Origin of the sequence: Gordonia tangerina, assembly GCF_021556435.1 — a bacterium.
Classification (GTDB): Bacteria; Actinomycetota; Actinomycetes; order Mycobacteriales; family Mycobacteriaceae; genus Gordonia; species Gordonia tangerina.
Window position 1 is genome coordinate 92,853 of record NZ_JAKGCU010000001.1, and the last position, 12,522, is coordinate 105,374.

The 12,522-nt window shown below is 65.1% G+C and carries 10 protein-coding genes; 7 read left to right on the plus strand and 3 right to left on the minus strand.

All coding sequences use genetic code 11. The features are described 5' to 3' along the window. Window positions 1-3 precede the first annotated feature (3 nt). Genes yidD through rpmH form a run of 3 tightly spaced genes read right to left on the minus strand, consistent with a single transcriptional unit; the run spans window position 4 to window position 1,015 of the window. Window positions 4-384, minus strand: coding sequence for a membrane protein insertion efficiency factor YidD (gene yidD / locus L1892_RS00400; RefSeq protein WP_372474928.1), 381 nt, complete (start codon window positions 382-384; stop codon window positions 4-6). Beyond that, window positions 381-818: a ribonuclease P protein component gene (gene rnpA / locus L1892_RS00405; RefSeq protein WP_235721477.1), complete on the minus strand. Its 438-nt coding sequence runs from the start codon at window positions 816-818 to the stop codon at window positions 381-383. The genes yidD and rnpA overlap by 4 nt, the downstream gene beginning before the upstream one ends. 53 nt (window positions 819-871) lie before the next feature. Next, window positions 872-1,015 carry a 50S ribosomal protein L34 gene (rpmH, locus tag L1892_RS00410; protein WP_006337454.1) on the minus strand — a complete coding sequence of 48 codons (144 nt, stop codon included), beginning with the start codon at window positions 1,013-1,015 and terminating at the stop codon, window positions 872-874. Between the two features lie 508 nt (window positions 1,016-1,523). Between rpmH and dnaA the strand changes: the two genes are divergently transcribed. The 7 genes from dnaA to gyrA all read left to right on the plus strand — a co-directional run bounded on the left by dnaA (window position 1,524) and on the right by gyrA (window position 12,484). Beyond that, window positions 1,524-3,050: a chromosomal replication initiator protein DnaA gene (gene dnaA, locus L1892_RS00415; protein WP_235721478.1), complete on the plus strand. Its 1,527-nt coding sequence runs from the start codon at window positions 1,524-1,526 to the stop codon at window positions 3,048-3,050. A gap of 541 nt (window positions 3,051-3,591) precedes the next feature. Further along, window positions 3,592-4,755 (plus strand): DNA polymerase III subunit beta, encoded by a 1,164-nt coding sequence (gene dnaN, locus L1892_RS00420; protein ID WP_235721479.1) that lies wholly within the window; start codon window positions 3,592-3,594, stop codon window positions 4,753-4,755. Beyond that, window positions 4,752-5,723: a phosphogluconate dehydrogenase (NAD(+)-dependent, decarboxylating) gene (gene gnd, locus L1892_RS00425; protein ID WP_328714061.1), complete on the plus strand. Its 972-nt coding sequence runs from the start codon at window positions 4,752-4,754 to the stop codon at window positions 5,721-5,723. Before dnaN ends, gnd begins: the two co-directional genes overlap by 4 nt. Before the next feature lies 1 nt (window position 5,724). Next, a complete protein-coding gene (gene recF / locus L1892_RS00430) occupies window positions 5,725-6,918 on the plus strand; it encodes a DNA replication/repair protein RecF (protein ID WP_235721481.1) in 1,194 nt (397 codons plus the stop codon). Then, window positions 6,915-7,478 (plus strand): DUF721 family protein, encoded by a 564-nt coding sequence (locus tag L1892_RS00435; RefSeq protein ID WP_235721482.1) that lies wholly within the window; start codon window positions 6,915-6,917, stop codon window positions 7,476-7,478. The genes recF and L1892_RS00435 overlap by 4 nt, the downstream gene beginning before the upstream one ends. Before the next feature lie 325 nt (window positions 7,479-7,803). Continuing rightward, a complete protein-coding gene (gyrB, locus tag L1892_RS00440) occupies window positions 7,804-9,879 on the plus strand; it encodes a DNA topoisomerase (ATP-hydrolyzing) subunit B (RefSeq protein WP_308191626.1) in 2,076 nt (691 codons plus the stop codon). A gap of 100 nt (window positions 9,880-9,979) precedes the next feature. Then, window positions 9,980-12,484: a DNA gyrase subunit A gene (gene gyrA / locus L1892_RS00445; protein WP_235721483.1), complete on the plus strand. Its 2,505-nt coding sequence runs from the start codon at window positions 9,980-9,982 to the stop codon at window positions 12,482-12,484. Window positions 12,485-12,522: the final 38 nt, after the last annotated feature.

Genomic DNA, 12,522 nt, shown 5'->3' on the forward strand with positions numbered 1-12,522 from the left:
GGGTCAGTTACCCCTAACCTCTGACGGTGTCGATTCCTCGACAGATCGTTCACTGGTGACTGGTCGTTCACTGGTGGTGAAGAGTTCGCGGAGACCGCGTTCGGGAACCGGGTCGTAGCCCGGCTTGTGCCAGGGACCGCATTTCAGCAGCCGCACCACCGACAACCATCCTCCGTAGAGAAATCCGTGTCGGGAGAGTGCCTCGACGGCGTAGCCGGAGCACGTCGGTTCGAAGCGGCATGTCGGCAACCGCATCGGGGAGACCCACGTGCGGTAGAGCTCGATCACGAAGATGACCACCTGCCGGGGCAGGCGATGGATCCAGCGCAGCGGCGACGTGGTGCGGGGCGCGCCCGGATCCGGCGCTGCGGGGTCCTCGGTCACGATCGGACCCGAGGCGAATGACTCGTGGAGAGGCGCTCATCGAACGCCTCACGGATCCGGCGTCGTGACAGCGCCGCGGTGATCTGCTCGGACAGCTCGGCGCTGCCGAGTTGTGCCGTAGAAGGACGTGCGCGGATCACCATCATCGTCTCGGGCACGGAGAATTGATCGTGCACGCGGGCGAACGCGGCCCGCAATCGACGCGCCACCCGATGCCGGGTCACCGCGTTCCCCACGGCCTTGCTGACGATCAGCCCCAGCCATGGACCACCGACCGTGGCAACCATGGCGGGTCGTTCGTCGGGGTCGGCTGGGGGTGAGGTGTTCAGCGGGAGCACATGGATGACGAGATCACGCGTCGTCACCCGCACACCGCTCTTCAGCGTGCGATCGAAGTCGGATCCACGTGAGATCCGATGAGCGGCAGCCACCATCGATACGAGTAACCGGCGGTGGGAACGCCACCGCCGGTGACATCGACGTCGACTCAGGCCGTGAGCTTCGCGCGGCCCTTGCTGCGGCGACCGTTGACGATGGCCCGTCCGGCGCGGGTGCGCATACGGAGACGGAAACCGTGCACGCGTGCGCGACGACGGTTGTTGGGCTGGAAAGTCCGCTTGCCCTTGGCCATGGGTGACTCCTTGTGCTCTTGTGTGATCGCGCCGACAGCACGCGCGAACCACATCCCTGGTTGGTGGTCTGCTGATCCCGGTGCGGTGCCGAACTGACGCCGGATGGATGACCGGTGGCCATCACGCAAATCCGTCACCTGGATGACCAGTCGAGACTACTGAGTACGGCACCGCAAATCAAACGAACCGATGGCAAGCACCCACGCCGGTGACGCCGCCCACACCATGAGATCGATCATGCTGAGAGGGGCGCTCACCAGTTGCACGATTCGTCCGATCGATTGCCTCATTCACTTTGTCGGGCGCGCTGCACTCTGTTAACTTCGGCGCAGGCTCAACAAAGAGACGATTCAGTGAACTCCCTCCTGGCCGGCTTGAGACTTCGAGATACCCCCAGATCTGTACACAGCTGTGGACAACTATGTGGACAACTCGCGTTGGGGTGCGGCATGGTGACATGCTCATGACCGACGCTGGTCGTAGTTCCGGTAGGAGGGGCGCAGCACCGTGGTGAGTGATCGTGATTCGTTCGGCGAAGTGTGGCAGAGCGTCGTCGCCGAGCTCAACGACGACGCCTCCGCCCATCATCATGAGCCGCTGACCCGCCAACAGAAGGCGTGGCTGTCGCTTGTCCAACCGCTGACCCTCGCCGAGGGTTTCGCACTCCTGACCGTGCCGACCCCGTTGGTGCAGGAGCAGATCGAGCGCAATCTGCGCGACACCATCCGCTCGGCGCTGAGCCGCCACCTCGGACAACCGGTCGACCTCGGCGTCCGGATCGCCACCCCGATGGTCGAGGAGGCGGTAACCGATCCGCCGCCGCTCACCGACCATCACGACCCCACGGCCGCTCACACCGTCATCCCGCACACCGCCGGCCCGCTCGCGCCGTCGACGGCCCCGACCGGGTTCGACGGCCGTCCGGATAGAACCGCGCCTGCTCCCGACACGTCGGATTGGTCCACCTACTTCGCCGAACGACCCACCACCGGCCAGTCCCCGTCGAGTGCCAATCTCAGCCCGAAGTACACCTTCGACACGTTCGTGATCGGCGCTTCCAACCGTTTTGCCCATGCGTCGGCGGTGGCGGTGGCCGAGGCGCCGGCGCGCGCCTACAATCCGCTGTTCATCTGGGGCGAGTCCGGCCTCGGCAAGACCCACCTGCTGCACGCCGCCGGCCATTACGCCCAGCGACTGTTCCCCGGGATGCGGGTGAAGTACGTCTCCACCGAGGAGTTCACCAACGACTTCATCAACTCGCTGCGTGATGACCGCCGGGTCGCGTTCAAACGGCGCTACCGCGACGTCGACGTGCTGCTCGTCGACGACATCCAGTTCCTGATCGGCAAGGAAGGTATCCAGGAAGAGTTCTTCCACACCTTCAACACCTTGCACAACGCCAGCAAGCAGATCGTCGTATCCTCCGATCGGCCGCCCAAACAGCTTGCGACACTTGAGGATCGGCTCCGCACCCGCTTCGAGTGGGGTCTGATCACCGACGTCCAGCCGCCTGACCTGGAAACCCGGATCGCCATTCTGCGCAAGAAGGCGCAGATGGACAACATCGCGGTCCCCGACGACGTGCTCGAACTCATCGCGTCGAAGATCGAACGCAACATCCGTGAACTCGAGGGTGCACTCATCCGCGTCACCGCGTTCGCCTCGCTCAACAACGCCGAACTCGACAAGGCGCTCGCCGAAGTGGTGTTGCAGGCGCTGCTGCCCAACTCCGGGACCCTGGAAGTCAGTGCGGCCAGCATCCTGGCCATCACCGCCGAGTACTTCGACATCTCGGTGGAGGAGCTGCGTGGGCCCGGCAAGACCCGCTCGATCGCTCAGGCCCGACAGATCTCGATGTATCTCTGCCGCGAGCTGACCGACCTCTCGCTGCCGAAGATCGGCGAGACGTTCGACCGTGACCACACGACGGTGATGTACGCCGAACGCAAGATCCGCAAGGAGATGGCCGAACGCCGCAAGGTGTACGACCACGTCCAGGAACTCACCGCGCGTATCAAGCAGCGCGCGAACTGACGGCTCACCGCCAAGCTCTCCAGTCGCCAACTCTCGACTCGAACCACAGACTTTGTGATGCCGGGATCCCACGGATCCCGGCATCGTCATGTCCGGAATCGGTTCATCACCAGCTGTGGACAAAGCTCGGGATAACCGTCGATCACATGTGTACCGGACGTGGACAGTGATGGAACGATTGTCTGCGCGCCCACAGGGCATCGGATCCCCTCACGAGTTGTCCACCAGACATCCACACGCACGCATGCCCGATGACCTGCATGAGATCGCACTGGTGCACAGATCCACAGGCCCTATGACTGAGATGGATCCCTCTCTAAAGAGAATCTTTCAAAAGAAGGTCTTGTGCACAGACGGCGCGAACGTGTGATTCGTCCGAGCTCCGGACACCCCGGCAGTTCGCCCCCATTGCCTCCCCGTCTGGCAGGCTCGTTCTACAGTTGGAATCCCATCTGGAAATCCCACCGACAGCCTCAGCGTGCTCGGCGGACGACGGTGGGTGTGGCGAGAGCAGCTGAACAGAGAAGGGCAACCACCCAGCATGAAGTTCCGTGTCGCGCGTGACGAGTTCGCAGATTCCGTTGCCTGGGTGGCCCGCAGCCTGCCGGCCCGCCCGCCGGTTCCGGTGCTCGGCTGTGTGGTGCTGACCGCCGAGGACGGCCTGGAGGTCTCCGGTTTCGACTACGAGGTGTCCGCCCAGCAATCCATCGGCGCCGAGATCGCCGAGCCGGGCAAGGTACTGGTCTCGGGTCGTCTGCTCGCCGACATCACCAAGGCGCTGCCGAACAAACCGGTCGATGTGAGCCTTGACGGGTCACGGGTCGCGATCAGCTGCGGGAGCGCCAAGTTCTCGCTGCCGACCATGCCGGTCGAGGACTATCCGGAGTTGCCCACACCGCCCGCGGTCACCGGCACCATCCCCGCCCAGGTGTTCGCCGAGGCCATCGGACAGGTCGCGGTGGCCGCCGGCAAGGACGACACGTTGCCGATGCTGACCGGTGTCCGAGTGGAAATCGACGGTAACCGTGTCGTCTTGGCCGCCACCGACCGTTTCCGACTCGCCGTCCGTGAACTCGAATGGCAGCCGACAGGCGCCGAGGCCACCGGGGCCGTGCTGGTTCCGGCCAAGACCCTCTCGGAAAGCGCCCGCACCGCCGGATCCGGCACCGGCGAGATCTCACTGGCCTTCGGGACCGGCTCGAGTATCGGCGGCGAGGGCATCATGGGCATTCTCGGCGAGACCAAGCGCAACACGACGCGGCTGCTCGACGCCGAGTTTCCCAAGTTCCGTCAGCTGCTGCCCGCCAGCCACACGGCCATCGCCACCATCGACAGCGCGCCGTTGCTCGACGCGATCAAACGTGTGGCCCTGGTCGCCGAGCGTGGTGCGCAGGTCCGGATGGAGTTCAGCGACGGCCTGCTGGTGCTCACCGCCGGTGGCGACGAGGCCGGCAAGGCGGAGGAAGAGCTGCCGGTGCAGTTCCACGGCGAGCCGCTGACCATCGCGTTCAACCCCGGCTATCTGCAGGATGGCCTCTCGGCCATCGGCGTGCCGACCGTGGACTTCGGGTTCACCACTCCCAGCCGTCCGGCGGTGCTGCGGCCCTCCACCGGTGAGGAGCCCGTCGCCGACGAGTCCGGCGCCTTCGTGGCCCCGGACAGCGTGTTCACCTATCTGCTGATGCCGGTGCGTCTACCGGGCTGAGTCCCGGCCGCGCCGTTCGCAGATCCGCACCGACCGAAGGGACGTCAATGCAGCTCGGGCTCGTGGGCCTCGGCAAGATGGGTGCCAATATGCGCACCCGCATCCAGGAGGCCGGGCATCAGGTTGTCGGTTACGATCCGCGGCCGGAGGTCTCCGACGTGGGGACCCTCGCGGACATGGTCGCCGCGCTCGACGCGCCGCGCGCGGTGTGGGTGATGGTGCCGTCGGGGGATCCGACCCGCACCACCATCGCGCAGCTCGCCGAGTTGCTCGAGCCCGGTGACGTGGTGGTCGACGGCGGTAACTCCAAGTACAGCGACGACCTTCCCAATTCAGAACTGTTGGGTGGCAACGGGGTCGGCTACGTGGACTGCGGTGTCTCCGGTGGTGTGTGGGGATTGCGCAACGGATACGGCCTGATGGTGGGCGGTTCCGACGACGACGTGACCCGGCTGATGCCGATCTTCGACGCGCTGCGGCCGCCGGGTGAGCGGGCCGACGGTTTCGTCCATGCCGGTCCGGTCGGTGCCGGTCACTACGCCAAGATGGTGCACAACGGTGTCGAGTACGGGTTGATGCACGCCTACGGAGAAGGCTACGAGCTGCTCAGCGCTGAGCCGTTGATCACGGACGTCGAAGGCACCCTGCGCGCCTGGACCACCGGGACCGTAGTGCGGTCCTGGCTGCTCGAATTGCTCGTCCGGGCCCTCGAAGAAGATCCTGGTCTCGCCGAGATATCCGACTACACAACCGATTCCGGGGAAGGTCGGTGGACTGTGGAGGAGGCGATCCGGCATTCGGTGCCGGCCAACGTGATCTCCGCGGCCCTGTTCGCGCGCTTCGCCTCACGGCAGGATCAGGGGTCCCCGGCGCTCAAAGCGGTGTCGGCACTGCGCAATCAGTTCGGTGGACACTCGGTCAAGGACAGCTCGGGACGTTCGGTCGGCGAAACCGGCACCCCGACCTGACGTGTTCGTCCGCGAACTGTCCCTGCGCGAGTTCCGGTCCTGGCGAGAAATCGATCTGACGCTGCGTCCAGAACCGACGATCTTTGTGGGCCGCAACGGGTTCGGTAAGACCAACCTGCTCGAGGCAGTGGGTTATCTGGGTACTCTGCGCTCACACCGGGTCAGCACCGACGCACCGCTGGTGCACAGCGGATCGTCGTCGGCCACGGTCACCGGAACGGTCGAGAACTTGGGCCGCGAACTCACCGTGCAGCTGCAGATCAACGCCGAGGGCGCCAACAAGGCGACTGTCAACGGTGCGCCGTCGCGCCGAAGCCGGGACATCCTCGGCATCCTGCGCTCGGTGATGTTCGCGCCGGAGGATCTGTTGCTGGTGCGCGGTGATCCGTCCGACCGCCGCCGATTCATCGACGAACTCGTCGCCCAACGTGGACCCCGTTGGGCTGCAGCACGTTCCGACTACGACCGGGTGCTTCGCCAACGATCGGCACTGCTGAAGACGGCAGGATCCGCGCTGCGACGAGGCGGTTCGGACGCCGAATCGGTGATCAGCACGCTCGACGTGTGGGACGGCCAACTCGCCGATCTGGGCGGCCAGGTCACCGCCGCACGGATCGAGGTGCTACGGCAACTCCGTCCGCACGTCACCGAATCATATGCATCGATCGCACCGCATTCGCGGCCGGCGACGATGCGGTATCGGGCCGCGGCCGGGCCGGAGGTGGTCGCAGCCGACGATGCCCCGGTCTCCGCCGATGACATCACCGAGATCCTGTTGACCCGGTTGCGCGAACTGCGCGACAAGGAGATCGACCGCGGGGTGAGCCTGGTGGGTCCGCATCGCGACGACCTCGACATCGTCCTCGGCGACGAGGTGGCCAAAGGCTTCGCCAGCCACGGTGAGTCCTGGTCACTGGCGCTGGCGCTGCGGCTGGGTTCGGTGGAACTGGTCCGGGCCGAGGGCATCGAACCGGTGATCATGCTCGACGACGTCTTCGCCGAACTCGACGCCCAGCGTCGCGCGCAACTCGTCGCGTTCACCGAAACCGCCGAACAGTTGCTGATCACCGCGGCGGTTGGCGAGGACATTCCCGACACCATCGGCGGTCGCCGGGTTTCTGTCGGGGTCGTGGAGGACAATGGCACTCGACATTCGGTGCTGACCGAGCCGACTGCAGGGGAGGGCGGTGCATGAGCGAGTCGAGGCCGGACGGAGCGTCACCCCAGACAGGCCCGTCACATTCGTCGGGGTATGAACTCGCCCGGCGAGCATTGGAGGAGGCGCGGGCCGCGGCCCGCGCCCAGGGCAAATCCGTCGGCCAGGGCAGGTCCTCCCCGGTGACCGAACGTCGCCGACCGGCCGGCCGCCGACGTCGCTGGTCCGGATCGGGTCCGGATGCGCGGGATCCGCAGCCCCTGGGTCGCCTCGCCGGCAGTCTGGCCCGGGAACGTGGGTGGGAGCCGCAGATCGGGCAGGGCACCGTCTTCGGTCTCTGGGAGCAGATCGTCGGACCCGACGTGGCCGCACATGCTCAACCGACATCGTTGCAGGACAACGTCTTACACATCTCCGCCGAGTCCACTGCCTGGGCCACCCAACTGCGCTACATGCAGGGACAGATCCTCGCGAAGATCGCCGGTGCCGTCGGCGACGGGATGGTCACCAGCCTGCGGATCACCGGACCCAAGCAGCCGTCGTGGCGCAAGGGGCCCAAACACATCGCCGGCCGTGGACCCCGCGACACCTACGGGTGACCCTACGGACCGCCCGCCGCGAGCCGTAGCGGCCGAGGGGCGAGTCAGCGTTCGTCAGACGGAAGAATCCGGCCTCATCCACGATCGGACCGGCATCTCACGAAAAAAATCGATCTACGCGGTTGTTAGCGGCCCCGGATACCCGTTCCTGGTCGGGTCAGGCAGTAGTATGTAGGCAGTTGTCCCGACAGGGGTGGAGCCACCTGGGCAGAGTGCCCGGACTGCATACCGATCTCGTCCGTGCGCGGAGTGCGGATGAGGTCGTCGTGCGTGCAGGCTTCACCCCCGCCGGGTTTCACCGAGACAGAAGGAGCGGACGCACCTCGTGGCCGACACCAACACCACCGGTTCCGACGACGCTGCGGCGAAGAAGAACCGCAAGTCCAAGAAGCCGGGCGAGTACAGCGCCGATTCGATCAGCATCCTGGAAGGTCTCGAGGCCGTTCGCAAACGGCCCGGCATGTACATCGGTTCCACCGGTGAGCGTGGCCTGCACCATCTGATCTGGGAAGTCGTCGACAACTCGGTCGACGAGGCGATGGCCGGATACGCCAGCAAGGTGGAGGTCACCCTGCTGGAGAACGGCGGCGTCGAGGTCGTCGACGACGGCCGCGGCATCCCCACCGACATGCACAAGACCGGCGTGCCGACCGTCGAGGTTGTCATGACCCAGCTGCACGCCGGCGGCAAGTTCGACTCCGACGCCTATGCGGTGTCCGGCGGCCTGCACGGTGTGGGTATCTCGGTGGTCAACGCCCTGTCGACCCGTGTCGAGCTGGAGATCAATTACGGCGGTTTCCACTGGGAACAGCACTATGACCACGCCAAACCCAGCAAGCTGGAAAAGGGCGATGCCACCCGCAAGACCGGCACCACGGTGCGGTTCTGGCCGGACGCCGACATCTTCGAGACCACCACGTTCAGTGCCGAGACCGTGGCGCGGCGCCTACAGGAGATGGCGTTCCTGAACAAGGGACTGACCATCACGCTCACCGACAACCGGCTCAGTGATGAGGCCGCGGTGGCCGAAGCCGAGATGGATCCGGACGCCGAAGAGGGTGCCGAGACCATCAAGTCCGAGGCGGAAAAGGCGCAGAAGGCGGCCAAGGTGCGCACCCGCACCTATCACTACCCGGATGGTCTCGTCGACTACATCAAGCACCTCAACCGGACCAAGAACGCCATCCACACCTCTGTGGTCGGCTTCACCGCCAAGGGGACCGGTCACGAGGTGGAGATCGCGATGCAGTGGAACGCCGGCTACTCCGAGTCGGTGCACACCTTCGCCAACACCATCAACACCCATGAGGGCGGCACGCACGAAGAGGGCTTCCGTGCCGCGTTGACCAGCACCGTCAACAAGTACGCCTACGACAAGAAGCTGCTCAAGGAGAAGGACGGCAAACTCACCGGAGACGACATCCGTGAGGGGTTGGCCGCAGTCATCTCGGTGAAGGTCGGCGACCCGCAGTTCGAGGGACAGACCAAGACCAAGCTCGGTAACACCGAGGTGAAGAGCTTTGTGCAGAAGACCTGCAACGAGCATCTCGCACACTGGTTCGAGGCCAATCCGGCCGAGGCCAAGATCATCATCAAGAAGGCGGTGGATTCCGCGCAGGCGCGGCTGGCTGCCCGCAAGGCGCGAGAGTTGGTGCGTCGCAAGACGGCCACCGACATCGGCGGTCTGCCCGGCAAGCTCGCCGACTGCCGCAGCAACGACCCCACCAAGTGTGAGGTGTACATCGTGGAGGGTGACTCCGCCGGTGGCAGCGCCAAATCGGGGCGCGACTCGATGTATCAGGCGATCCTGCCCATCCGCGGCAAGATCATCAACGTCGAGAAGGCTCGGATCGACCGGGTGCTCAAGAACACCGAGGTGCAGTCGATCATCACCGCCTTCGGCACCGGCATCCACGACGAGTTCGACATCGCCAAGCTGCGCTATCACAAGATCGTGCTGATGGCCGACGCCGACGTCGACGGCCAGCACATCGCAACCCTGCTGCTGACGCTGCTGTTCCGGTTCATGCGTCCGCTCATCGAGCACGGCCACGTCTATCTGGCGCAGCCTCCGCTGTACAAACTGAAATGGCAGAAGACCGAGCCGGAATTCGCCTACTCCGACCGGGAACGCGATGGCCTCCTCGAGGCCGGCCGCGCCGCCGGCAAGAAGATCAACACCGACGACGGCATCCAGCGTTACAAGGGTCTCGGCGAGATGAACGCCAAGGAACTGTGGGAGACCACCATGGATCCGGCGGTGCGTGTGCTGCGTCAGGTCACCCTCGACGACGCCGCCGCAGCCGACGAACTGTTCTCGATCCTGATGGGTGAGGACGTGGCCGCCCGCCGCAGCTTCATCGCCCGCAACGCGAAAGACGTTCGCTTCCTGGACGTCTGAGATCCGTCCGATGGTCGATCTCGCTGGTGGTTGAGGTGCGAGGAGCCTGCGACGAGCCTCGAAACCACCGCCACCGACAGTCTGAACGAAAGAGATTCCCATGACTGACACCACACTGCCCCCGGCCGGGGGAGAGGGCGACCGCATCGAGCCGGTCGATCTCGGCCAGGAGATGCAGAACAGCTACATCGATTACGCGATGAGTGTGATCGTGGGCCGTGCGTTGCCGGAGGTGCGCGACGGTCTCAAGCCGGTGCATCGCCGCCTGCTGTATGCGTCCTTCGATGCCGGTTTCCGGCCCGACCGCAGCTACGTGAAGTCGGCGAAACCCGTTGCGGAGACGATGGGTAACTACCATCCGCACGGCGACTCCGCGATCTACGACGCCCTGGTGCGCCTGGCGCAGCCGTGGTCGATGCGCTATCCGCTGATCGACGGGCAGGGCAACTTCGGTTCCCGGGGCAACGACGGCGCGGCCGCCATGCGTTACACCGAGGCCCGGCTCACGCCGTTGGCGATGGAGATGCTGCGGGATATCGACAAGGAGACCGTCGATTTCATTCCGAACTACGACGGCAAGACCAACGAGCCGACGGTGCTGCCCTCGCGCATCCCGAACCTGCTGATCAACGGATCCGGCGGTATCGCGGTCGGCATGGCCACCAACATTCCGCCGCACAACCTCAATGAGGTTGCCAACGCTGTGTTCTGGACGCTGGAGCATCCCGACGCCGACGACGAGGCGTTGCTCGACGCGTGTATGGATGCCATCAAGGGCCCCGATTTCCCCACTGCCGCATTGATTGTCGGCAGTCAGGGCATCAAGGATGCTTACACGACCGGCCGTGGCAGCATCCGGATGCGCAGCGTAGTGGAGATCCAGGAGAACAAGGGCACCACCCAGCTGCTGGTCACCGAACTGCCGTATCAGGTGAACCCGGACAACCTGATCCAATCGATCGCCGAGCAGGTCAACGAGGGAAAACTCAAGGGCATCAGCCGGATCGAGGATCAGTCCTCCGATCGCGACGGTATGCGCATCGTCATCACCCTGCGCCGCGACGCGGTGGCCAAGGTGGTGCTGAACAACCTGTACAAGCACAGCCAGCTGCAGACCAGCTTCGGCGCCAACATGCTCTCCATCGTCGACGGTGTGCCCCGCACACTGCGCCTGGATCAGATGATCCGCCTCTACGTCGAGCACCAGATCGACGTGATCGTGCGGCGTACCCGGTATCTGCTGCGCAAGGCCGAAGAGCGCGCCCACGTGCTGCGCGGTCTGGTCAAGGCGCTCGACGCCCTCGACGAGGTGATCGCGCTGATTCGCGCCTCGGCGAACACCGAGGCCGCCCGCACCGGCCTGATGGATCTGCTCGACATCGACGAGATCCAAGCGGACGCGATCCTGGCGATGCAGTTGCGTCGTCTGTCGGCGTTGGAGCGGCAGAAGATCATCGACGAGTTGGCCGAGATCGAGCGTGAGATCGCCGATTACAAGGACATCCTCGACAAGCCCGAGCGTCAGCGGGCGATCGTGCGGGACGAGCTGACCGAGGTGGTCGAGAAGTACGGCGACGACCGGCGCACCCAGATCATCGCCGCCGACGGAGACGTCAGCGACGAAGACCTGATCGCGCGTGAAGAAGTGGTCGTCACGATCACCGAGACCGGCTACGCCAAGCGGACCCGCTCGGATCTGTATCGCAGCCAGCGACGCGGCGGCAAGGGGGTGCAGGGCGCCGGCCTCAAGCAGGACGACATCGTCAAGCACTTCTTCGTCAGCTCCACACACGACTGGATCCTGTTCTTCACCACCAAGGGTCGGGTGTATCGCGCCAAGGCCTACGAGCTGCCCGAGGCCAACCGCACCGCCCGTGGCCAGCACGTGGCGAATCTGCTCGCCTTCCAGCCCGAAGAGCGCATCGCCCAGGTCATCCAACTCAAGACCTACGAGGACGCGCCATACCTGGTGCTGGCCACCCGCAACGGTCTGGTGAAGAAGTCCAAGCTGGTCGATTTCGACTCCAACCGGTCCGGTGGCATCGCCGCGATCAATCTGCGCGGCGAGGACGAACTGGTGGGTGCCCAGCTGTGCAGCGCCGACGATGATCTGTTGCTGGTGTCGGCCAAGGGCCAGTCCATCCGGTTCCATGCCGACGACGAGGCGCTGCGGCCGATGGGTCGCCAGACCTCCGGCGTGCAGGGTATGCGCTTCAACGGCGACGACCTGTTGCTGTCGCTGAACGTGGTTCGCGAGGGCACGTACCTGTTGGTCGCCACGTCGGGCGGCTACGCCAAGCGCACCGGCATGGATGACTACCCGGTCCAGGGTCGTGGCGGCAAGGGTGTGCTGACCATTCAGCACGACCGCCGTCGCGGCGAACTGATCGGTGCGCTGATCGTCGACGACGACTCGGAGCTGTATGCGATCACCTCCGGTGGCGGTGTCATCCGGACGGGGGCCAAGCAGGTTCGTAAGGCCGGTCGCCAGACCAAGGGTGTGCGCCTGATGAACCTCGAGGAGGGCACCACCGTCATCGCGATAGCACGCAATGCCGACGAGCCGGATGAAGAAGCAGGCGCATCGGCGGGTCCCGGCAAGTAGTGGCCGGGTACGGCCATCGGTAGCGGTTAGTGTGGGTC